A 23,440-nucleotide genomic window follows, 5' to 3' on the forward strand; every position below is an offset into this window, starting at 1 on the left:
CGACCCTGGCTATGTTATACTTTTTTTGATCAAAAATCTAGATTATATTTGATTTTTTTATACCTATATTGATTTTTATGATAAATAGATCAAGATTTAAAAATAATCGTGAAAAAACTATCAGTTATCAGCATGATAAATGATGGCTTTTGGTATTTTTGTGGCAAAATTTGCTATACTACAGACATTGACTGTTTATTGATTTATTAGGAGTAAGACATGAGTATTAGCCCAACCGATGCCCAAAGACGCATCATTTATCAAGCACGCCGCGGCCTAAAAGAACTCGATTATTATCTGGATCCTTATGTCAAAGAGCATTATTTGGCTGCCGATAGTGATGAGCAGGCGGCGTTTGAGGCTTTATTGACTTATGAAGATCCAGATTTGTTGCTGTTTTTTTTGGGTCAACAGACGCCAAAAGAAGAAGGCGTTGCTGCACTGATCGCCAAGATGAAAGCGCTGCGCTTTGCCAAACTCTGACAGCCATCAATCCGCCTAACTACGCATCAGACAGATTAAGATATTGAGTAAATATACTAAAAACATCTTAAAATTAGACATCAAAATTACAACCAGCAAATCCTTGATCTTATTTAGCTGCGCTGTGAGTGTTGTGGTGTTATTACTGTGTGCTACCGTGGGCTTATCGATCTGGCAATGGCTTGTGCTGGCCTTGCTTGGATCTGTGCTATTGATGCACATACATTGGCAACAAAAGCATCGTGTGCATCACCTCAGTACCGATGACATTGATGGCGTTTGGCTGTTGGCGAAGATGGATACGCAGCTGTCAGCGCTGTCGGTGAGGCATCAGTTAGGCTCGCCTACCCCTAAAAAACCTGTGGATCAAGCCATCATCCATCAAGCTTATCTTCATGACATTGATGCGGTGGCCTTGGGTGTTACTCAGGCTGTGATACTCGATTTTTATGTGATTTTGCCAAAAAAGCAGCGACTGCGTGTCGTGATATTCCAAGATCAGTTGACGGCGCGGGATTTTTCGCAGTTGATGGCGTTGGCGCGGTTAAGGCGAGGGATTGGCGTGTAACAATGCGTTCAAAACTTGCACAAATCATTACAAAACTAAAGTCATGATTTTGTTAAGATGACATCAATATAGTGATTCTTGGCGGTCATTGGTTATCCATCAAAACCGCCATCACCTTATCATTCATCACAGTCAATTTAAGGAAAAATCATGAGCTTACTTCAAAATATCGTCGGACAAGTCCTAAAAAACGCCATCCAAACTCAACCAACACAGCAGCCCAATGCCAACCAAAGCGGACTTGGCGGATTGCTTGGTGGTCTAGCCAATTCGATGGGTCAGTCTCAGCAGCCATCATCGGCTAATCAAGCTGGTTTGGGCGGTTTGCTTGGCAGTGTGCTTGGCTCACAAATGGGCGGCCGTCAGTCATCAGGCCTAGAATCGGTGTTGGGCGGTTTGCTTGGCAATTCTCGTCAAAATACCAGCGCTGGCGATTTGGGCAGTGTGCTGGGCAGCGTACTTGGTCAAGGTGGTATGGCTCGTGGCGGTTTGCCGCAGCAGTCAGGCGGCTTCAATAAAAGCACACTGCTATTGGCGCTATTACCTGTTGTGCTGGCTTATATCCAAAAAAATGGCGGCCTGTCAGGTGTACTTGGTAAATTCAGCAACAATGGCATGGGCAACAAAGCGCAATCATGGGTGAATATCGACGCCAATAATGATGGCATCGATGCAGGCGACATTCAGCGCCTGTTTGGCGACCAAGAAATCCAAGCAGCGTGTGCCCAAACAGGTGCTAGCGAATCGGAAGTCTGTCAAGGCATCGCAGAGCTACTACCAAAAGTGGTCAATGACTTGACACCACAAGGCGATCTAAGTACCGAGCAAGAGGCAAATGATGAGATCGCACAGATTCTTGCGCAGATGAATGCCAATAAGCTTTAAGCGTTTTGATAAGCAAAAGCAAGCTTTAAGCGTTTTGATAAGCAAAAGCAGTCGATGATGATCGGCTGCTTTTTTATACTATCAATAAAACCCAAGATAAATCATCATCAAATCACATCGAAAACTTGCAAGCGGTGATAAGATTGGCGATAATGGCAGCTAAACATTTCACAAAAGTTCATTTTCATAATAAGGATAACTGATGCCAAATCTTGCTTTGTTTGACCTAGATATGACACTGCTCAATGTCGACAGCGATCACAGTTGGGGGCAGTTTATTGTCAATAAAGGCCTTGTCGATCCACAAGTCTATGCGGACGCCAATGACAAATTTTATCAAGATTATATCGCAGGTACGCTCGATGCGGTGGAGTATAATGAGTTTGTGGCGGCGTTTTTGCACACGCAGACGATGGCGGATTTACACGCTTATCGTGAAGAGTATCTAAATACTTGGATACGACCAAATATGCGCACCAAAGGCATAGCGCAAATCAATCAGCACAAAGATGCTGGCGATGTCGTCGTGGTCATCAGTGCGACCAATGATTTTGTGGTGGTGCCGATTGCAGGACTGTTTGGTGTTGATGCGGATCATACTTTGTCAACAAAGCTTGAAATCATTGATAATCACTACACTGGCAAAGTCGCTGACCGTCCCAATTTTAAAGAAGGTAAGATTTATCATTTGACCAATTTGATCAAGGCATATCAAGATAAGGGTGTGCAGTTTGATAAGCTGATTGCTTATTCAGATTCCAAGAATGATTTACCATTACTAAACTATGTTGATGAAGCAGTCTGCATCACACCTGATGCGATTTTACGTGCTGAGGCCGAAAAAAACGGCTGGCGAATTGAAGATTGGTCACTGTAGCGATGTGTGATGCTGGTCATAGAAAAATAACTTAAATATTGCTATAATAAGCGGTTGATTTATTTTATACATTTGGAGCCATCATGGAAATCGCCATCTACCAAGAACAAATCAAAGACCTTGCCAATCGTGGCCAAGAACTTCGGGGGTATCTTTGACTTCGAAGGCAAAAAAGAACGCCTAGAAGAAGTCAATCTAGAACTCGAAAACCCAGAGCTTTGGAACAATCCTGACATTGCCACCAAAATCAGCAAAGAAAAATCAGTGCTTGATGGCATCATCGGTGTGATCGAGGGGCTGGATGCTAGTCTAGACGATGCTGCAGCGATGCTGGAGCTGGCTGTCGAGGCAGATGATGAGAGCCTGCTTGCTGATGTGCAAGCTGAGCTGGATGCGGCACGTGCTAAGGTTGAGGATCTTGAATTTAAGCGGATGTTCAGTGGCGAGATGGATGCCAATAACTGCTACCTAGATATCCAAGCAGGCTCGGGTGGCACCGAAGCACAAGACTGGTCGCAGATGCTACTGCGTATGTATCTGCGTTGGTGTGAGAGTCATGGCTTCAAGGCGGATGTCCTTGAGGTGTCAGAAGGTGGTGTGGCGGGCATCAAGTCGGCATCGATTCATGTTAAAGGCGACTATGCTTTTGGTTGGCTGCGTACTGAGATTGGTGTGCATCGTTTGGTGCGTAAGTCACCGTTTGATAGCAATAACGGTCGCCATACCTCATTTGCTGCCGTGTTTGTATCGCCTGAGATTGATGATAATGTCGAGATTGATATCAACCCTGCCGACCTACGCATCGATACCTATCGCTCGAGCGGTGCCGGTGGTCAGCACGTTAACACCACAGATTCGGCAGTCCGTATCACCCACCAACCGACAGGTGTGGTCGTTGCGTGTCAAAATGAGCGCTCACAGCACGCCAACAAAGACACCGCAATGAAGATGCTACGCGCCAAGCTGTATGAGCTAGAAATGCAAAAACGCATGGAAAAACAGCAAGCGCTCGAAGACAGCAAATCTGACATCGGTTGGGGTAGCCAAATCCGCTCGTATGTACTGGATGACTCTCGTATCAAGGATTTGCGTACAGGCGTTGAGACCTCCAATACAGGTGCGGTACTGGATGGCGATTTGGATAAATTTATCGAAGCAAGCCTAAAAGCAGGGCTGTGATTGGTTAAATCAGCTGTCAAAAGCGAAAATCACTCATCGAATGGTGGGTGATTTTTTTATTGATTTTTAGTAAAAAAAATCACCCAGTTTATTTATCTTTGATCTGATGGCTATTGATCAACCCATTTTGTAATAATAAACCGTTTTAACAGATCATAAGGTGCATGCCAGAATTTTGCAGCTTATTTCCCACAATTTAGCATTTTGGGTATTTATTTCACTGGCATGTAATGGTAAAATCATATTAATTTACAAGTGTAAATTCATTTGCGTTTTTACCGCATTGTTGGAATAACATAACTTAAGAGGAAACTATTATGTCTCTAGATCGTATTCGTAACGCTAGCTTGCGTGACAAGGTGATGAGTGCCGAGCAAGCTGCCGAATTTGTCAAAAATGGCATGAACCTAGCCATCACAGGCTTTACCGGTGCAGGCTATCCAAAGGCACTACCAACCGCCATCGCCAATAAAGCCAAAGCTGCACATGAGCGCGGTGAAGCATTCAGCATCGGTATGGTCACTGGTGCATCTACCGCTCCTGAGTGTGATGGCGTACTGGCTGAAGCCAATGCGGTACATTTCCGCTCACCATTCCAATCAGATCCAACGCTTCGCAACAACATCAACGCAGGCCGTACCGCTTATCAAGATATGCACCTATCGCATGTCGAGCAGCAGATGCGTCAAGGCTTTTACGGCGAGTTTGACATCGCGATCATCGAAGCATCAGGCATCACCGAAGAAGGTCATATCATCCCTGCAATGGGTATCGGCCATGGTGTCGAAGCCATCAAATGCGCTAAGCATGTCATCGTCGAAGTGAACGCTGCCCAAAATGCCGGCCTAGAAGGTATGCATGATGTTTATGGCGAAGTGGGCTTGCCACCACACCGTAAGCCAATCCCGTTGGTTGGCGCATTTGACCGTATCGGTACACCATACATCGAATGTGCTGCTGATAAGATTGTTGCAATTGTCTTGACAAATGGCGGCGACCGTAACTCAAAATTCGCTGATCCTGATGATGTGTCAATTCGTATCGCAGCACAAATCATTGACTTCCTTGATCATGAAGTCAAAGCAGGTCGCCTACCAAAGAGCCTACTACCACTACAATCAGGTGTGGGCAACGTAGCAAACGCTGTTATGGCAGGTCTATTGGATGCGCCATTTGAAGATTTGACTGGCTACACCGAAGTACTACAAGATGGTATGCTAGATTTGATCTTGGCAGGTAAGATGAAGCACGCTTCGGCGACTGCATTGTCATTCAGCCCTGATGCACTACAACGCTTCAATGACAATATTGAGTTCCTACGCGACAAGCTAATCCTACGCCCAATGGAAATCAGCAACAACCCAGAAATCATCCGTCGTCTAGGCATTATCGGCATGAATGCGATGATCGAAGCAGACATCTATGGTAATGTAAACTCAACACATGTCATGGGCACTAAGATGATGAACGGTATCGGTGGTTCGGGCGACTTTACTCGTAACGGCTTCTTCTCGTTCTATGTCAGCCCATCAACTGCCAAGGGCGGTGCCATCTCATCAATCGTACCGATGGTTAGCCACCATGACCACACTGAGCATGATGTGATGTTCATCGTTACCGAACAAGGTATGGCTGATCTGCGTGGCAAGTCACCAAAACAGCGTGCCAAACTGATCATCGAGAATTGCTCACATCCTGACTATCGTGATATGCTGCGTGACTACTATGATCGCGCGTTGGCAGTGAGTGAGAAAGCAGGTGGCATCCACACGCCGCACATCTTGCTAGAAGCGCTATCATGGCATCAACGCTTCGTTGAAACTGGTGATATGCGTATCAAGTAATGATAGTTTTATGATGATTTGTCAAGCCGCTCAATCGATGATTGGGCGGTTTTATTTTATAATTTAATAAGTTATTTTATTAAATAATCAATGACTGGCGATGGTCTGGATTATTTTATGACCCATCAGTCAGATGGCGCATTTGCATTCATAGATTGCATTGGCTATTTTATTAGCATCAATATTGACATGCTAACTGAAAAAAGGATAGAGATATGCAATACACAGCACCACTTCGTGACATTCAATTTGTGATGCATGAGCTGCTAGACAGTCAGGCGCATTATGGAAAATTGCCTGCGTATCAAGAGCTTGATACCGACACCGTCAATAGCTACTTAGAAGCCGCGGCTGATTTTGCCCAAAGCGTGCTATCACCGCTGAACCGTACGGGCGACATGGAAGGCTGCCGCTTCGAAGACGGCAATGTTTATACGCCGAGCGGCTTTAAAGAGGCTTATCAGCAGTATTGTGAGCTTGGCTTTCCTGCGATCAATGCCGATCCTGAATATGGTGGCATGGGATTATCCACTTCACTTGGTAGTGCTGTGAGCGAAATTATGGGTACTGCCAACTGGGCTTTTGCCATGTATCCTGGCTTATCGCATGGCGCGATACAGACCATCGAGCATCACGGCACTGAAGCTCAAAAAGCCACTTATCTTGAAAAGCTGAATACAGGGCAATGGTCTGGCACCATGTGTCTGACCGAATCGCATGCAGGATCGGATCTGGGTATCATTAAGACACGCGCTGTGCCAAATGACGACGGCAGCTATGCCATCACAGGCCAAAAGATCTTCATCTCAGCTGGTGAGCATGATCTCACCGAAAACATCATCCACATCGTGCTGGCGCGATTGCCTGATGCACCTGCTGGCACCAAGGGCATCTCGTTGTTCATCGTGCCAAAGTTTTTGGTGAATGACGATGGCTCGGTTGGTGAGCGTAATGGCGTGGTATGTGGCTCTATTGAACATAAAATGGGCATCAAAGCCTCAGCCACTTGTGTGATTAATTTTGATGCTGCCAAAGGCTATTTGATCGGCCCTGAAAACCGTGGTCTAAACTGCATGTTCACCTTTATGAATGTTGCTCGTATTGGCACAGCGATTCAGGGCTTAGCGGCGGCTGAATTTGCTTTTCAAGGGTCACTCAGCTACGCCAAAGAGCGTACAGCAATGCGTGCCTTATCTGGTATCAAAGAGCCAAATAAACCTGCAGATACCATCATCCATCATCCTGCAGTGCGCAATATGCTACTGACCCAAAAAGCCTTTGCTGAGGGTGGCCGTGCGCTGGTGTATTATCTGTCTCAATTTGCCGACATCGTCGCTAAGGGCGAAAACCCAGCTGAAGTGAAATTTGCCGATGAGATGCTGTCGTTATTGACACCGATCGCCAAAGCTTTCTTGACCGAGACGGGCTATGAATCCGCGAACCATGGTGTACAAGTCTATGGCGGACATGGTTATATCAGTGAATGGGGTATGGAACAAAATGTCCGCGACACCCGTATCGCCTGCCTATACGAGGGTACGACTGAGATTCAGTCGCTGGATTTGTTGGGTCGAAAAGTGCTGGGCAGTCAAGGTCGCTTGCTGGCTAATTTCACCAAAATCATCCATAAATTCTGTCAAGAACACAGCGATGATGATGAGCTGGGTCAGTTCATCCGTCCGTTGGCCAAGCTAAATAAGCAATGGGCAGATGTGACCTCGCGTATCGGTATGCAAGGCACTCAAAACCCAGAAGCCATCGGCGCAGCTGCGGTTGATTATCTGTTCTTTAGCGGCTATGTGACTTTGGCTTATCTGTGGGCGCGCATGGCTGCAGTCGCCAAAGCCAAATTGGCAAGCTTTGATGAAAGCCTAGATGCGGACAAGGCTTTGCATGGCGAATACGGATTTTATGATGCCAAGGTGAAGACCGCAGAATTTTATTTTGCCAAGTTATTGCCACGCCATGCAGTGCATGTTGCTCGCATCAATGCTGGCGAAGAGACTTTGATGAGCATGGATGTTGAGCAGTTTGTGTTCTAATGCGTGATACGATGATGGCAGGCAGGCGTGCCATCATCCATCTGATTGCGCGATAACCAAAAATGGCAAATAGCAATCGTTTTGCCACAGTTAACTTTGATAAAATGGATAAAAAGGAAATTTTATGTCATTGAAATATTCCGCTCCGATTGATGAGATGCGTTTTACCCTAAAAGAAGTGTTTGATGCGCCGAAATTTTGGGCGAACAATGAGCAGTTGGCGCATGTCGATGAAGATACGGTGGACATGATCTTAGATGAGATGTCAAAATTTGCCACCGAAGTGCTGCTGCCACTCAATCAGTCTGGCGATCAAGAGGGTGCTCAATATCTGGGCGATGGCGTGGTGAAGACGCCGACAGGCTTTCAAGAAGCATTCAAAGCTTATGCAGAGGCAGGCTGGATTGGTCTGGGCGGTGATCCAGAATTTGGCGGTCAGGGCATGCCAAAGATGGTCACCATGCTGACCGAAGAGATGCTGTTTGCCACCAATCAGTCTTTTGCGCTGTATCCGAATCTGACGGTGGGCGCAAGCTTATGTTTGTTGGCGGTGGCCAGCGAAGCACAAAAGCAGCAATACTTGCAAAAGCTGTATGAGGGGCAATGGGCAGGCACTATGTGTCTGACTGAACCACATGCAGGCACAGATCTTGGCATTATCAAAACGCGTGCCGTGCCAAACGATGACGGCAGCTATTCGATCACTGGCACCAAGATTTTTATCACTGGCGGTGAGCATGATCTGGCAGAGAACATCATCCATTTGGTACTGGCCAAGACACCAGATGCGCCAGCTGGCTCAAAGGGCATCTCACTGTTTATCGTGCCGAAGTTTTTGATCAATGAAGATGGCAGCATCGGTGAACGCAACGGCGTCAAAGCAGGTTCGATCGAACACAAGATGGGCATTAAGGCTTCGGCAACTTGTGTGATGAATTTTGATGCTGCCAAAGGCTATCTGGTCGGTGAGGAAAACGCAGGTTTGGCCGCAATGTTTGTGATGATGAACTACGAGCGCGTGACCATGGGGCTACAAGGCTTGGGCGCGAGCGTATTGGCTTATCAAAATGCAGCAGCCTACGCCCAAGATCGCTTGCAAGGCCGTGCTGATACTGGCGTGGTAAATGCAGATAAAGCAGCCGATCCGATCATTCATCATGCTGATGTGCGTCGTATGCTTTTGAACGCCAAGACCAACAGCGTGGCTGCACGTACCTTTGCGATGTATGTTGCCCAAAATCTGGATATCGCCAAATTCAGTGACGATACTGATGCAAAATCAGCCGCCGCTCAAAAAGTCGCCTTATTGACGCCGATTGCCAAAGCATTTGTCACGGACAAATCTTTTGATGCAGCCATCGATTGTCAGCAGGTATTTGGTGGCCACGGCTACATCAGCGAGTGGGGCATGGAGCAGATCGTACGCGATACGCGCATCAGCCAGATCTATGAAGGCACCAATGGCATTCAGTCACTGGATCTTTTGGGTCGCAAGGTTGTCAAAGATGGCGGACGCGCGATGATGGCATTCATCAATGAGATCAAACAAGCCGCCAAAGATGCCCCTGATCATGCGATCACACAAGCGGTGATCGACGCTGCCGATGAGGTGGCTGCACTGACATCGGTGATGCTCGATGCCGCCAAAACCGATGCCAATGCCATCAATGGCAATGCCGTGGATTATCTGCACGCGGTTGGCTATCTGTGCTATGCTTATATGTATCTTTTGATCGTAAAAGCCAGCGACGGCAAAACTGGCGAGTTTTATGACTCGCGCCGCAAATTGGCTGATTATTTCGTGGCACGCAGCTTGCCTGATTTGTATGCTCATGCCAATATGGCCAAGTCGGGTGCAGACAGCATCATGGCATTTGATGCTGAGTTTTTCGCTTAATTGACATGGCCTAGCTAAGGACAGATCTTGTATCTGTCCTTTTTTATTAAAATACGCCTGTCGCTGCCAAAACAGCGATGCCATCGGGCAAAGGATGGATGAATTTGGGTGATAATTTTTGCTAAGCACTTGAGCATTCAGCCATCGTCTGTTAATCTAACACAAACAGCCATTTCATCCGTCGGTATCGATATGACCATAGACACATTGCTTCAAGAACTCAATGACGATCAGCGCCAAGCGGCGACCACCACATCTCCCAATACTCTGGTGCTGGCTGGCGCAGGCAGCGGCAAAACCAAAACCATCGTCGCGCGTGCAGCGCATCTGATCGATCAAGGTGTGCCTGCTGAGCAGATCCAAATTGTCACCTTTACGCGCCGAGCTGCCAGCGAAATCGTCAGCCGAGTTGAGGCGCATTTGGGTGAGCGAGCCGCAGGACTCAAGGCTTCAACTTTTCATACTTTTTGTTTGGCCATCTTGCGCCGATATTCGCATGTATTTGATTTAAAAGGCTTTAATATCATTGATCGCGATGATCAGCTGATGATGTTTAAGCTCATTCGTGCCAAGCTTGAAAATGCACAAAACGAGCAAAATCCCAAAAAATCCAACCAAACCGACCGACTGCCCAAGCCAAAAGAGCTGGCCGATACCTACTCTTATGCGCGCAACACCCAATGCGCCTTTAAAGAGGCATTACAAAAGCATTTGCCAGATTTTATCGAAGAGGCGGATGTCATCAAACAGATGATGAAAGACTATGAACAACAAAAACAAGCGCGGCGCTATCTGGATTATGATGACATCTTAGAGTATGTGGCGCGTTATCTCAATGCCGATGCTTGGCTGCTTGATAAAGTCAGTGGATCGCTACAGCATCTGTTGGTTGATGAGATGCAGGACACCAATCCTTTGCAGTGGCTGATCATCAAACCCTTAATTGGCCGTAGTCATCTGTTTTGTGTGGGTGATGATGCGCAGTCAATTTATGGCTTTCGTGGTGCGGATTTTCAAAATATTCACAGCTTTGATAAGCGTGTGCCGGGGGCGAAAATTTTGACTTTGACGGTGAATTATCGCTCAACCCAAGGGATTTTAGATTTGTCAAATTGGCTGCTTGAACAAAGCCCGTTGGATTATAAAAAGCGGCTGACTGCGCATCGTGGCAGTGGCATCGAACCCAAGCTTTATACATTTGCCAACGAATTTGAGGAAGCTCGATGGATCATTCAAGACCTCAAAAAGCGTTATAACACCGGCAGTCCTTGGCATCATCACATGATTTTGCTGCGGTCAGCATATTCAGGTCGTCAGGTTGAAAGCGCGCTGATTGATGCAGGGATTCCTTATATGTTCATCGGTGGTGTTAAGTTGATGGAATCGGCACATGTTAAAGATCTGCTGAGCATGCTGCGCGTCACGGCAAATCCTGCTGATGAGCTGGCTTGGATTCGTTTTTTGACTTTGTGGCGCGGCATCGGCGATGCGGGTGCGGCCAAATTAACCAATGAAATGGCCGATTTGCCAGATCTGAAGGCGCGCATTGAACTGCTACGACAAAAAAGCAAAGTGCCTGAGCCAGCCCTCGATGCACTGACTCGGCTCATCGACACGCCGCTCAAACCAGAGGTGAGTGTCGGCATCGCGGTGGATGCACTGATCGAGCAGCTTGAACAAAACTATGATAAGAAAAACTGGCCAAGTCGTGTGCGAGATTTTGATTTGATCAAGCAGCTGGCCAAGCGGCATGATACGCTGATTGATTTTATTGAGGCATATATTTTAGAGCCAGTATCCTACAGTGAGGTGACGCGTCAGAATAATGATGATGTGGTGACGCTGATTACCATCCACTCAGCCAAAGGTACCGAGTGCGAGGTTTGTTATATCGTCAATGCCTCTGTCGGCCAATACCCGCACGCCCGAGCTGCTGGCAGTTTCGATGAGATCGAAGAAGAGCGGCGGGTGCTGTATGTAGCGATGACCCGCGCCAAAGATGAGCTGATCCTCACTCGCCAAAATGCCAACACTTGGTCGATGCATCACTCAGATCATCATGCCAGCGCAGAGAGTTATTTTTTGAGCCATGTGCCTGATGATCTGCTGATCAATGCCGTGCCAGAAGGCGCAAAGTCAACATCTGGTGGTTATTATGAGTATCAGTCGCGCAATAAACCAAAAATCGGCATCGATTGGGATAGTGATGAGCTGATATTTTGATCTTTTATTGGTTATTGCATGCATTATCGCCATTCAATGCTGTCACTTGCAAAGTGATAACCAATACTGTCACATTGACAAACTTTTGAAACAATTTAGCGCAGTTGATTACCATAGAAATTTGGTAAAACGGGTCAAATGTGATACAGTAGCGTAAATTTTTTGCCAAATCAGCGAAATATTCTTACGGCTTAAATGGGTGATGACTTGCCAAAGTTGCAGGATATTTCTTTGATGTGCGATGATAGCCTAATTGGAGTTTGATTGTGTTAGACAGTGATACTTCGGATTTGGAATTGATATTGCAGCGCATTGTCATGCTGCAAGAGTTGCCAGAACCCGAAGCCTTAAAGCGCTTGATTGACGCTCTAAGAGTCGTCGATGAAGATGAGCAAAATGCCGATGCCAGAATTGATGAGCTGATTGAGCTGTTGCAGGCCAATCCTGAATACGGATCAGGGTTGGCGGCATTCATTTTGCGCCTGATCATCCAGTATCGCCAAATTACCTTATATACCGACACAGGTATCGCCTCAGATCAAAGCTTTTCAAGCAGTGTATCGCGCTTGATCAGCCATCGTTTTTTGCCGCTCTTGCCTGATGAGGATTCAGTGGTGGAGCTGGCCAATTATTTATTTGATAAGCGCAGCGACTGGCGATGGGTGGAATCGATCGGCGAAGATCGTTGGAATGCGTTGGTGCCATTGATCCGACCTGATGAGAAGGATTTAAGTTTGGTGGCTCAAGCCAAAAACAGCATTCTAAACGCCATCGTCGTCCTATCATATCGCGTGAGCGGCATTGGTCTGCATCCAGAGCTGATGAACTTTTATCCAGAGCTACTGAATTATTCAGCGGCATTCGTCGCCCAAAACCAAGAAGCCATCTTATTTGTCAATCAGTATCGTCAGGCGCATGAGCTGGATCTGATGACTGATGTGATGCCTGAACAAGACATCGATCCTGCACCACTGATGGTGATGGTCGAGCAGTGTGAGGACATTGTCGATACACTAAGAAAGCGTGTCTATAAAACAGGCATTTCGATTCGCCTGACTAATATGCTGGCGCGTCTTGAGCAAAGTTTGCAAAGAATGCGTACTTTGGTGGAGTTGGTTAGTAATGCTGAGCATAAGCGCGATCAAGCGATCGTCGATCTGACGGTCGAAGTGGTACAAACCGCCAAAACGCGCTACAGCTTTAGCTCGCTCATCGAATCCAATACCCGATTGCTGTCGCGTAAAGTCACCGAAAATGCTGGCCGTGTCGGTGAGCATTACATCAGTACCGACAGCACAGGCTATCGTAAGATGTATAAAAAAGCTGCCATCGGTGGCTTGTTCATCGGTTTTATGGCAACTTTAAAGACTTTGGCTTATCATCTGGCCTTGGCGCCTGTGGGTCGAGCTTTTGTCAATAGCATGATTTATGGCTTGGGCTTTGTGTTCATTCACATCGCTCGAGGGACAGTCGCAACCAAACAGCCTGCAATGACGGCCGCGGCGATCGCCTCGACCATCTCTGGATCTTCAGGCAAAAAAACCCAACAGCTGACCAAGCTTGCTGAATTGGTCGTTGATATTTTGCGTACTCAGTTTATCGCCATTTTGGGCAACATATCTGTAGCGATGCCAGTGGCGCTACTGATCGCGCTGTCATGGAATTATCTGAAAGGCACGCCGATGATTGATGGCGCGCAGGCGGCTCATCTGCTGCATGACTTAGATCCGATCCGTTCATTGGCGCTGCCACATGCCGCCATCGCAGGCGTGTTCTTATTCGTGTCGGGCTTGATTGCAGGGTATTATGATAATTTGGCCGCCTATAATAAGATTGGCGAGCGCATCCGTCGGCATTGGGTGTTGGTGCGCGTGATGCCAGCGCGATGGCTGAATAAAATGGGCGGCTTTATTGAGGCTAATCTTGGCGCCATCATGGGCAATTTTATTTTTGGTTGCTTTTTGGGCAGTACCGCGACGGTTGGCTATATGTTGGGTTTGCCATTGGACATCCGCCACATTGCCTTTGCCTCAGCAAACTTCGTGCATGGACTGTTTTATTTGTCGCCTGAGCATCTGACTTGGCAGATAGCAGCGCTGTCATTTGTAGGGGTGTTACTGATCGGTATGGTGAACCTTTTGGTGAGTTTTTCGCTGGCTTTGATGGTGGCTTTGCGCTCAAAAGAAGTCAAATTCATGGAGTGGAAGCGACTGTATCAGTTGGTGACTAATCATTTTTTCACTCGCCCAACCGACTTTTTTTGGCCGCGTAAACAAACGGTCAAATATGCCAAGATCAATAGCCTAGGTGAGATGATCTTTGAAGAAACGGGTGATGACAAAGAAACACGGGTCTATGCCGATGCCATCGTGCGACGCTTGGGGCGCAATAAGCCCAAGGAAGATCGTCAAGAAAAAGAGCCTGAGGATATTCGTGAGGCCATTGAGGCTTATCACAATGATGAGCTTGATGAAGAGGGCAATCTTAAAAAGCGTCCTGAGTCATCGTCTGCAGATGAGGGGATTCAGCCTTTGCCAAAACCGGCCAATCCGCCAAAGCTGCCATAAGCCAATATAAGCTGACAAAATCTCGCAATGTGTGTTGCGAGATTTTTTATAACTTTAGATTAACCGATAAAACCAAAGCTTTTTTGGGCTGGACTGGATTTATATTCGGTCTCATCGATGTTACTTACCGCAGCCAGCGTCATCGGCTGGTCCACCGTGATGTCTTTGCCGACACTGGCCAGATAGGCATTGGCTTTTTCGACAGTCAGCGCACCAAATTGATATTCTGCGATCAAGCGGCCATGACGCAGCAGCGCGTGGTCAATGTCCATCAAATCGGCATTGAAGGTGCAGATGAATTGACATTCTAGCACATCAGATAAGATGCCATCAGCGATGTTTAAGATGGTGGATACCACATCAGATGTATTGCCACCACCGACACGCTCGGCGATGTAGTTTTCGCAGTCCTCAAGCACCAACACCGAGTTTTTATTGTCAATCAGCATGCTCATAAACTGCGGTTCGGCCAAAGCGCCAATGAGATTATTCGGCACGAAGATAAAGTTTTTATTGGGGATTTGGGCGGTGAGCCACTTGATGTAATTGGTTTTGCCTGATCCTGCCAAACCATGTAGCAGTACCAGACCTTTGTTGCCATCGCTTAGGGATTCTTTGATTTTTTGGTGTACTGGCAAAAAGTCATCATTATACATGGTTGCCAAATCGAGTGCTAAGGGCTTGATGGTATGTGACTTAAACACCAAATCCTGACCTTCTTTGAGCAGTAGCGAGATTTTGGCCTCAGAAGAGATGTATTTTTCTAAATACGCCTCATAAAATGCTCGAATCTTTGTCAGTGCATCGGCTTTTTGGGAGTTATAGGCCAAGCGCACGACGCTATAATAGCCAGATTCGATGATGGTTTTGTCATATTCATTGCTCAGATCTTCACTTAATAATAAGAAAAACTCATACTCTGGGTGAAAATAGCACAACTCAGCAGCAAAAAATTGACCTGTATGACGATCATAACGCACCACATGAAAGTCGGTACATTGCACAAATTGCGCCAAATGCGAACGCTTAATCACCACATCATCACCACGAAAGTTGATGCTTGGCATCATAGAATTGATCAGCTCTTCAAATGGCGTAATGTCTGATTTGATGCGCTCATCGATCGGCTGGGTAGTCAGATGGTATTGGCCATCGATGTAGGTTTCGGTGGCGATGGTGCGTGGGCGAAAGTATTTTGATTCCAAAAATTTCATAATCAATCCAATATATCTGGTGCTAAAAACAAACTTGCCGACAACCGCTCATCACAGTCATCGGCAAGCCAAAGGGCGTATGGTCGCTCAGTCGTTTTCTAAGAATGAACGCAGATGCTCCGAGCGAGATGGGTGGCGCAGCTTACGCAGAGCCTTGGCTTCGATCTGGCGGATACGCTCACGCGTCACATCAAACTGCTTACCCACCTCTTCAAGCGTATGATCGCTTGGCATATCGATACCAAAACGCATCTTTAAGACCTTAGCTTCTCTTTCGGTCAGATTATCGAGCACCTCACGAGTTGCTTCACGCAAGCCTTCGGCGGTAGCATTCTCAATCGGGCTTGAGATGGTGTTATCCTCGATAAAATCACCCAAGTGGCTATCTTCATCATCACCAATTGGCGTCTCCATAGAGATTGGCTCTTTGGCGATTTTTAGTACTTTACGGACTTTGGCTTCGTCCATATCTAGGCGTTCACCCAGTTCTTCTGGCGTCGGTTCACGACCCATTTCTTGGAGTAGCTGACGGCTAACACGGTTGATTTTGTTGATCGTCTCGATCATATGCACAGGGATACGAATCGTGCGTGCTTGGTCAGCGATTGAGCGGGTGATGGCTTGGCGAATCCACCATGTCGCATAAGTGGAGAACTTATAGCCACGGCGATATTCAAACTTATCCACCGCTTTCATCAAGCCGATGTTACCTTCTTGGATTAGGTCAAGAAACTGCAAGCCGCGGTTGGTGTATTTCTTGGCGATACTGATCACCAGACGCAAGTTAGCTTCGACCATGTCTTTTTTGGCTCGGCGTGCCTTGGCTTCACCGATGGCCATTTGGCGAGCGACCGCTTTCATGTCGCGGATGTCCATCTGTAGCTGTTGCTCATAGGCGAGGATTTTTTGTTGCAGTGCGACGACTTCAGGTTCGATTTTGGCCAGCGTCTCAGCAAAAGCAGGTTTACCCTCGATACGATGCGTGAGCCACTCGATATTGGTTTCGTTACTTGGAAAAGTTTTTTTGAACTCATCCAGTGGCATTTTACCGCGGCGAATCACCAACTTCATGATACGGCGTTCATTGGCACGAACATCTTCATAGACTTCACGCATCAGACTCATCACTTGATCTGATAGACGGTTGTTGAGCTTGATGAGCATGAAATGGTTGGCCAGCTCGTCTTCAGCAGCTTTGGCTTGCTTGCTGCCACGGCCGTATTTTTCAAGCGCCTTTTGAGATTTGTCATATAGACGCTGCATCTCATCGAATCGGGCTTTTACCTCTTCTGGATCAAGACTTGAGTCATCAGCATCGGCATCCATCGCGCCGTCATCGTCATCGCTGTCATCATCATCCAGATCATCTTCCAAAGAAAGATCGCCTGCCTTGGGCTCATTTAATTCAAGCTCGGTTTCTTCACCAAGTTCAAATTCGCTATCATCAGCGCTCAAAAAGCCTGAGACGATGTCGGAGATTTTTTTCTCACCTTCTAAAACTTGCTGATATTCATCCAGCACGAATTTAACCGTGCCTGGCCAATACGCCATGATGTACTGCACCTCACGCGTGCCTTCTTCGATGCGTTTGGCAATGCCGATCTCACCTTCGCGAGTCAAAAGATCGACCGTACCCATTTCGCGCATGTACATACGTACAGGATCAGTGGTGCGGCCAGGTTCAGTCTCGACCGATGCCAGCACGGCAGCTGCTTCATCGGTTGCCATTTCATCGTCGCTGCCAGCATCAGCCAACAATATATCATCGTCATCCGGGGCAACTTCAAACACTTGAATCCCCACATCGGTAAGCATCTGGATGATGTCTTCGATTTGATCGCTTTCGGTGACAGAGTCAGGCAGCTGATCGTTCACTTCTGCATAAGTGAGATAGCCTTGTTCCTTGCCCAAACGAATCAGTGCAGCCAGCTGCGAGGATGATTCGTCGTGCTCTTCGGCGGTGTAATTATGTTCACTCATGTGCATAGATCTCTTATAGCGTGAAAATTTTGATGAAAATCAGAGGCGTAAAAAACATTTCATTATACTGGCTTTTTGGGCATCTTTCAAGACAGCAAATTAGCCCAAAAACAGCATCATACGGATGCGGTCAATGACTGCGTCTGAATCTGTGGTCTATAACTGTGCAGCACAGTTTTGATTTGGTAATAATCGCATTATCGCATGTCATTAATCGATTAATGGGGATGGATGGGTGATTTTAAAAGGCGGATCAATGATTTATTCTTAAAATAGGCACTTGCTATTTCAGCCACTTTTATCAATGTCATCAATCAGCAGTGCTGTTGAAAGTCAGCATGCGCCTCAGTTAAATTTGATCCGTTTTTTTAAGCCAATTTAGCCACTGAATAGAATCTTTGAGCGTCAAGCCATCATTTGAAAAAATGATGAACATAGCAGTCACTGGCTTGACCTTGAAATATGATAATGTTTCAATGTAAATTATAGTTAAACTATCAAGCAGCTGCCAAGCAGTCACTGTATTTAACATCAGCCATCAACTAGAGCGGTGTATAATAAGTCCAGCACATCCAATATCGCTATATGATGATGACAAGCTTGGGCGTCGTCTGGCTTTGATGGTGTTAAGTGATGGTGTTAAGTTTGTCAGTTTGGTGGATGGATTGGCCAAACTGATTACTTTATATAATTTATCAATCAAATTTCAGGAGGAATGATGCAGCGCACACACAGCAGGGCTAAGTTTTGGTTGGGGATGCTGGCGACGATCGCCATCGTGGTCGGTTTTCGTGAGCTGGCTTTGGTGGTGTGTACTTGGTTTGGGATGCCAAGTGCGGCAAATATCGTTGGTTTAATCAGTTTATTCATTCTGCTGGTGGGTGTGCGGATGACGGTGGGGCTGCCAACATGGTTATCTGGGTCGGCCAGCACCTTGTTGGTTGATAGCGGTTTTGCTTTTTTGCCAGTCTCGGCAGGTGCAGGGATTTTGTTGTTTGGCTTGGGCGCGGATTTATTGCCAGTATCGGCAGTGATCATCATCAGCACAGTGATTCCGCTGTGGGCATTTGCCAAGCTTTCGGCAGCCTGGCTCAATCAAGAGCAAAAGCATGTCAAAGGAGATGAGCTATGATGCTGGATACTACGACGATCGCCATCGCTTTTATTGTCACATTGATTGCGCATGTCGGCGCCAAATTTGTTTTGCGATATTTGAATAAATACATCAAAGGCATTCCGATGATCATCGTCGCCATCGTACTGACTTTGGTATTGCTAGTGATCATTGGGCTGGATTATCATATTTACTATGCGCATGCCAGACCAGTTTTTGATCGACTGCTTGGCTATAGTACAGTGCTTTTGGCCGTACCTTTGGCAGGTATGGATTTTAAGGGTTTGCCGGTCAAAAAATTGGGCGTGGTCGTCGTGATGGCAAGCTTGGTTGGAGCGCTTTTGCCGATGGCTTTGGCTTATGCCTTGATGCTGAATATGGAGACGATTTTGGCATTTGCCACGCGCTCAGTGACCACACCTGTGGGCTTGTCTGTGGCGCAAATCATCGATGCGCCTTTGGTGATGGCCAACTTGATTATCATTGTCTCAGGCATATTGGGGGCTGGCGTCTGTCGTCTGTTGTTTCGCAACATTCAAGATGAAAGGGTGCAGGGCTTGGCTTTGGGCTTGGTGGCGCATGCCATCGGCACGGTGGAGGCTTGGACGATCAGTCCGACTGCAGGGCGCTATGCTGCCTTTGGTCTAGCGATCAATGGCTTGGTGACTGCCATGTGGCTGCCTGTGGCGGTGCTGTGGTGGTTGTCTTAATCAGGCGGTCATGATGATGCATAGAGCGATTATTCATCAGACTGATTTATCATAAAAACTGATAAAAAATTGTGATTATGTGCGCCAAGATGCTTAATCAAATTTCTGCAAAACCTGACAAATACTAGAATGACAGTTTTGCTGAACTGTAGCATTTTGTAGCAAACTGGCTTTTGCCGTGCTATTTATAATTTTTGTGGTATAATACGCAGCAATTTTAATCATCAACAAGACGAATAGACAATATGCAAACTTCAAAAATCCATCTGAACGCCCTTGGCTTGGCGACATTTGGCATGCTAAGCAGTAGTGCATTTGCCCAAAATCCTGTATCGGTATATATCGCGCCACAAGCCTCTTCGAATGCGACCGTGGCCTCTGTTTATACCTTATCAAATAACAACAATGCTGTGGAATCGGCATTGCTGACCAATCTGCAATCACGCAGTGGCAGCACCCAAAAATTCACCCAAGCTGGCTCAACCACCCAAACGACCTCGCGTCTGTACACCAGCAGTCAGCCTACGACCAACTATTCGGCGAACTTTGCAGCCAGTAGTTACAGCAGCTACTCAGGTGGCTATTCAGACCGCAGTGCTTATGATCACTTGATTCGTGAATCAGCCATGCGCCACGGCGTCGATCCTGCCTTGGTCAAAGCCGTCATTCACACCGAATCAACCTTCAACCCAAATGCACGCTCGCCAGTCGGTGCGATGGGTCTGATGCAGCTGATGCCTGGTACGGCGCGTGATATGGGTGTGTATAACGCTTGGGATCCTGCCCAAAATATCGAGGGCGGCACCCGTTATCTGGCATGGCTACAAGGCCAATTTAGCAACCCTGATCATGTCATCGCCGCATATAATGCTGGCCCTGGCAACGTTCGTAAGCACGGTGGTATTCCGCCGTTTCGCGAGACGCGCAACTATGTGGTCAAGGTCAATGAGCGCTATAACAATATCTATCGTATGGATGCTGCCTTATACCAAGGTTATGACGCCAACCGCACTGTACTTGCGATGAATAGCGCCCCAAGAGCGCAGGTGAGTACCACCACGACCTCATACGCGCAGCCGTTAAACCAAACGCCAAATAATCCGATCATCAGCCGTGAAGCTACTGGCCGTATTTATTTTTCAAACAATGACTGATGCTCAAAGTTAAGCTGTGTCTATCGATGCAGCTGCGCTCAGGTTTCGTTGCCGCAGCGACAAAAGTTTGTTAGCTTTTTGTATAAAATAAGGTAAAATCTTGAATCGTTTCAAGTTTTACCTTTTATTTTGTGATTTAGTCTTTATAATAGTAAGACAATGAGATTTTGATTCAATTTGTTTTAATTTGCTTTTAAAAGGATGATTCTTCGATGATGCGAATTGGTTTATTTTTACTGACCAACTTGGCTGTCTTGGTGGTGTTTAGCATCGTATTTATGGTGCTATCACAAGTGTTCGGCCTAGGCAGTGTGCATAGCGCAGGCGGGCTTAATTATGCAAGCCTGGCTGTCATGTGTTTGCTGTATGGCATGATTGGTTCAATGATTTCGCTATTCTTATCAAAATGGATGGCCAAAAAATCCACGGGTACTGTGGTAATCGACACGCCGCGCAACGGCACCGAGCAGTGGCTTGTTGATACCGTCGCTCGCCAAGCCAAAGCTGTTGGCATCGGCATGCCAGAGGTGGGTATTTTTGATAATGCGCAGCCAAATGCGTTTGCTACCGGCTGGAACAAAAATAACGCACTGGTGGCAGTATCGACTGGTTTGATCCACACCATGACCCCTGATGAGGTAGAGGCTGTCTTGGCGCACGAGATTGGCCATGTGGCCAATGGCGATATGGTGACTTTGGCGCTCATTCAAGGCGTGGTGAATGCCTTTGTGATGTTCTTTGCGCGTATCATTGGTAACTTTGTTGATCGCGCGATCTTTAAGAATGAAAGCGACTCACCAGGCATCGCCTACTTCATCACCAGTATCGTGATGGATATTTTACTGGGTGTTTTGGCCTCGGCGATCGTGATGTGGTTCTCACGCCTGCGTGAATATCGTGCCGATGAGATGGGTGCTAAGTTAGCTGGCCGCGATCAGATGATCAGCGCGCTTAATGCACTTCGTCCTGCTGAAGCGCGTCCTGATCAGATGCCAGAGTCGATGAAAGCTTTTGCCATCGCGTCAGGCCAGTCGCAGGGCTTTAGCATCGCCAATCTGTTCCGCTCACATCCGACGCTGGACGATCGCATTGCCGCCTTGAATAAATTGCATGGCTGATCACTGACTTATACTCCTAAAAAAAGACTGTTTATATAAACAGTCTTTTTTTGTTTAATGACAAAAAGGATCGAGCTCATCTTCAGCATCATCTTTGCCATCGCTATTTTTATCTTGATCAAGCACCATTTCAAAAGGCTCAAGCACTGGTTTTAGGCTATCCGCCTGAGCTTTTGGTAGGACTTCATCAGCATCCAGTGCATATTGACCGAGTAGCTGCTGTAGCTTGCTGGGTGCAAGTAGCACTTGTAGTACTTCTTTGCCCAGCTCATCATAGCTATTACCTGTGATGACACCCAGACCGTGCAGAGTGTTTTTGAGTCCGCCAGCATGATAAGGCAGGGTGAGTGTAAACTCTTTGAGTTCGCCCGAGAGCAGCTCTTGTACGGCGATCATCAGCTGATCGATGCCTAGATTTTCACGAGCGGAGACATAGACACGATGCGGTACACCATGATCTTGATAATAGATGGCAGGTGGTTCGCCGCTTTTGTCGATTTTGTTATGTACAAGCAAAATCGGCGCATCGGCTTTGATTTGGGCAAGTACATCATTGACCGCGGCAATCTGCTCATGGCGATCTTCGCTGGCGGTATCGATGACGTGTAGTAGCAGATCAGCTTCAAGCGTCTCTTCGAGCGTTGCATGAAAGCTTTCAACCAGTTCATGCGGTAGATGACGCACAAAGCCCACAGTATCGGCAAGCACGACATTGCCGACACCCGGCCATTTGACACGGCGTAGCGTCGGATCGAGTGTGGCAAATAGCTGATCGGCGGCATAGATATTGTCATCAGCTAGGCGGTTAAAGAGCGTGGATTTGCCTGCGTTGGTGTAGCCGACCAGTGACACGGTGGGGATTTCAGACTTTTGGCGTTTGGCACGACCTTGTGCACGAGTTTGCTTGACTTTATCAAGCTTGGCTTTTAGCTGTGTGACACGAATCTGTAGCAATCGGCGGTCGGTTTCTAGCTGAGTTTCACCCGGCCCACGCAGACCGATACCGCCTTTTTGGCGCTCAAGGTGTGTCCAACCACGCACAAGCCGAGTAGCTAGATGATTTAGCTGTGCTAATTCTACTTGTAGCTTGCCTTCATAAGTGCGAGCACGCTGAGCAAAAATATCGAGAATGAGACCTGTTCTATCTAGCACACGACATTTTAGAATTTTTTCAAGATTTCGCTCTTGGCTCGGGGTGAGTGTGTGATTAAAAATCACCACCACATCACCTTTTTCGCCATCGGTGCTGTCACGAAAACGACGCACGGCATCGGTGATTTCGTCCGCTTTACCTGTGCCGACGAAGTATTTGGCGTGCGGCTTACTGCGACTGCCTGTGATGATTTCGATTTCGTTTGCCCCAGCTGAATGTACAAGCAGGCGAAACTCTTCTAAATCATCAGGATCGATGATTTGATGGATATCAAGATGAACCAAGATGGCATTGTCACCACCTTCATGTCTGTCAAAATATTGCAAATTTTATCCTTATGATAAATATTATTATAAATAAATTTTAACCAATTAATCAGCAAGCAACAACATGGGATGGTGATGGGGAATTTTGGTGTACCACTTACCATCG

Annotated in this window: 17 protein-coding genes; 14 read left to right on the forward strand and 3 right to left on the reverse strand. The window is 46.9% G+C overall.

What is annotated here, in order from left to right; all coding sequences use genetic code 11:
• The first annotated feature begins 219 nt into the window (after positions 1 to 219).
• From B0681_RS00855 to B0681_RS00900, 10 genes are all read left to right on the forward strand, one after another.
• Positions 220 to 483 (forward strand): FAD assembly factor SdhE, encoded by a 264-nt coding sequence (locus B0681_RS00855; protein ID WP_078316859.1) that lies wholly within the window; start codon positions 220 to 222, stop codon positions 481 to 483.
• A gap of 124 nt (positions 484 to 607) precedes the next feature.
• Positions 608 to 1,051 (forward strand): hypothetical protein, encoded by a 444-nt coding sequence (locus B0681_RS00860; RefSeq protein ID WP_143821209.1) that lies wholly within the window; start codon positions 608 to 610, stop codon positions 1,049 to 1,051.
• A 150-nt stretch (positions 1,052 to 1,201) separates the two neighbouring features.
• Positions 1,202 to 1,936 (forward strand): YidB family protein, encoded by a 735-nt coding sequence (locus tag B0681_RS00865; protein WP_078316861.1) that lies wholly within the window; start codon positions 1,202 to 1,204, stop codon positions 1,934 to 1,936.
• Positions 1,937 to 2,138: 202 nt separating this feature from the next.
• Positions 2,139 to 2,813: an HAD family hydrolase gene (locus B0681_RS00870; RefSeq protein WP_078316862.1), complete on the forward strand. Its 675-nt coding sequence runs from the start codon at positions 2,139 to 2,141 to the stop codon at positions 2,811 to 2,813.
• Positions 2,814 to 2,896: 83 nt separating this feature from the next.
• Positions 2,897 to 3,992, forward strand: a protein-coding gene (gene prfB, locus B0681_RS00875; RefSeq protein ID WP_114144923.1) for a peptide chain release factor 2 whose coding sequence is annotated in 2 segments (ribosomal slippage) — positions 2,897 to 2,968 and positions 2,970 to 3,992 — 1,095 coding nt in all. Because the reading frame shifts where the segments join, the coding sequence is not laid out codon by codon here.
• Positions 3,993 to 4,309: 317 nt separating this feature from the next.
• Positions 4,310 to 5,836 (forward strand): acetyl-CoA hydrolase/transferase family protein, encoded by a 1,527-nt coding sequence (locus B0681_RS00880; protein WP_078316864.1) that lies wholly within the window; start codon positions 4,310 to 4,312, stop codon positions 5,834 to 5,836.
• 215 nt (positions 5,837 to 6,051) lie between these two features.
• The gene (locus B0681_RS00885) at positions 6,052 to 7,878 is read left to right on the forward strand and encodes an acyl-CoA dehydrogenase C-terminal domain-containing protein (RefSeq protein ID WP_078316865.1); all 1,827 of its coding nucleotides are present in this window, start codon (positions 6,052 to 6,054) and stop codon (positions 7,876 to 7,878) included.
• 124 nt (positions 7,879 to 8,002) lie between these two features.
• Complete coding sequence (locus tag B0681_RS00890) at positions 8,003 to 9,775, forward strand: acyl-CoA dehydrogenase C-terminal domain-containing protein (RefSeq protein ID WP_078316866.1); 1,773 nt, start codon at positions 8,003 to 8,005, stop codon at positions 9,773 to 9,775.
• A gap of 192 nt (positions 9,776 to 9,967) precedes the next feature.
• Positions 9,968 to 11,998, forward strand: a complete 2,031-nt coding sequence (locus B0681_RS00895; RefSeq protein ID WP_078317204.1) for an ATP-dependent helicase — start codon at positions 9,968 to 9,970, stop codon at positions 11,996 to 11,998.
• A gap of 317 nt (positions 11,999 to 12,315) precedes the next feature.
• Complete coding sequence (locus B0681_RS00900; protein ID WP_078317205.1) at positions 12,316 to 14,565, forward strand: site-specific recombinase; 2,250 nt, start codon at positions 12,316 to 12,318, stop codon at positions 14,563 to 14,565.
• Positions 14,566 to 14,624: 59 nt separating this feature from the next.
• Here B0681_RS00900 and B0681_RS00905 read toward each other — a convergent pair whose 3' ends face one another.
• A complete protein-coding gene (locus tag B0681_RS00905) occupies positions 14,625 to 15,779 on the reverse strand; it encodes an AAA family ATPase (protein WP_078316867.1) in 1,155 nt (384 codons plus the stop codon).
• Between the two features lie 87 nt (positions 15,780 to 15,866).
• Positions 15,867 to 17,759, reverse strand: a complete 1,893-nt coding sequence (gene rpoD / locus B0681_RS00910; RefSeq protein WP_078317206.1) for an RNA polymerase sigma factor RpoD — start codon at positions 17,757 to 17,759, stop codon at positions 15,867 to 15,869.
• A gap of 718 nt (positions 17,760 to 18,477) precedes the next feature.
• Here rpoD and B0681_RS00920 point away from each other — a divergent pair.
• From B0681_RS00920 to htpX, 4 genes are all read left to right on the forward strand, one after another.
• Positions 18,478 to 18,891: a CidA/LrgA family protein gene (locus B0681_RS00920; RefSeq protein WP_078316869.1), complete on the forward strand. Its 414-nt coding sequence runs from the start codon at positions 18,478 to 18,480 to the stop codon at positions 18,889 to 18,891.
• On the forward strand, positions 18,891 to 19,583 hold the full coding sequence (locus B0681_RS00925; RefSeq protein ID WP_078317207.1) for an LrgB family protein: 693 nt from the start codon (positions 18,891 to 18,893) through the stop codon (positions 19,581 to 19,583). Before B0681_RS00920 ends, B0681_RS00925 begins: the two co-directional genes overlap by 1 nt.
• A 245-nt stretch (positions 19,584 to 19,828) precedes the next feature.
• Positions 19,829 to 20,737 (forward strand): lytic transglycosylase domain-containing protein, encoded by a 909-nt coding sequence (locus tag B0681_RS00930; RefSeq protein ID WP_078316870.1) that lies wholly within the window; start codon positions 19,829 to 19,831, stop codon positions 20,735 to 20,737.
• 212 nt (positions 20,738 to 20,949) lie between these two features.
• Complete coding sequence (gene htpX, locus B0681_RS00935; protein WP_078316871.1) at positions 20,950 to 21,855, forward strand: protease HtpX; 906 nt, start codon at positions 20,950 to 20,952, stop codon at positions 21,853 to 21,855.
• A 54-nt stretch (positions 21,856 to 21,909) separates the two neighbouring features.
• Here the strand turns inward: htpX and hflX are convergent, their stop codons facing one another.
• A complete protein-coding gene (hflX, locus tag B0681_RS00940; protein ID WP_078316872.1) occupies positions 21,910 to 23,334 on the reverse strand; it encodes a ribosome rescue GTPase HflX in 1,425 nt (474 codons plus the stop codon).
• Between the last annotated feature and the right edge of the window lie 106 nt (positions 23,335 to 23,440).

Source organism: Moraxella porci DSM 25326 (assembly GCF_002014855.1).
Taxonomy (GTDB): domain Bacteria; phylum Pseudomonadota; class Gammaproteobacteria; order Pseudomonadales; family Moraxellaceae; genus Moraxella; species Moraxella porci.

Excerpts from the sequence above, each read along its gene's own strand:
- B0681_RS00855 (WP_078316859.1), top strand. The coding sequence starts at position 220 with ATGAGTATTAGCCCAACCGATGCCCAAAGACGCATCATTTATCAAGCA.
- B0681_RS00865 (WP_078316861.1), top strand. The coding sequence starts at position 1,202 with ATGAGCTTACTTCAAAATATCGTCGGACAAGTCCTAAAAAACGCCATC.
- B0681_RS00870 (WP_078316862.1), top strand. The coding sequence starts at position 2,139 with ATGCCAAATCTTGCTTTGTTTGACCTAGATATGACACTGCTCAATGTC.
- B0681_RS00880 (WP_078316864.1), top strand. The coding sequence starts at position 4,310 with ATGTCTCTAGATCGTATTCGTAACGCTAGCTTGCGTGACAAGGTGATG.
- B0681_RS00885 (WP_078316865.1), top strand. The coding sequence starts at position 6,052 with ATGCAATACACAGCACCACTTCGTGACATTCAATTTGTGATGCATGAG.
- B0681_RS00890 (WP_078316866.1), top strand. The coding sequence starts at position 8,003 with ATGTCATTGAAATATTCCGCTCCGATTGATGAGATGCGTTTTACCCTA.
- B0681_RS00895 (WP_078317204.1), top strand. The coding sequence starts at position 9,968 with ATGACCATAGACACATTGCTTCAAGAACTCAATGACGATCAGCGCCAA.
- B0681_RS00900 (WP_078317205.1), top strand. The coding sequence starts at position 12,316 with ATGCTGCAAGAGTTGCCAGAACCCGAAGCCTTAAAGCGCTTGATTGAC.
- B0681_RS00905 (WP_078316867.1), bottom strand. The coding sequence starts at position 15,779 with ATGAAATTTTTGGAATCAAAATACTTTCGCCCACGCACCATCGCCACC.
- rpoD (WP_078317206.1), bottom strand. The coding sequence starts at position 17,759 with ATGAGTGAACATAATTACACCGCCGAAGAGCACGACGAATCATCCTCG.
- B0681_RS00920 (WP_078316869.1), top strand. The coding sequence starts at position 18,478 with ATGCAGCGCACACACAGCAGGGCTAAGTTTTGGTTGGGGATGCTGGCG.
- B0681_RS00925 (WP_078317207.1), top strand. The coding sequence starts at position 18,891 with ATGCTGGATACTACGACGATCGCCATCGCTTTTATTGTCACATTGATT.
- B0681_RS00930 (WP_078316870.1), top strand. The coding sequence starts at position 19,829 with ATGCAAACTTCAAAAATCCATCTGAACGCCCTTGGCTTGGCGACATTT.
- htpX (WP_078316871.1), top strand. The coding sequence starts at position 20,950 with ATGATGCGAATTGGTTTATTTTTACTGACCAACTTGGCTGTCTTGGTG.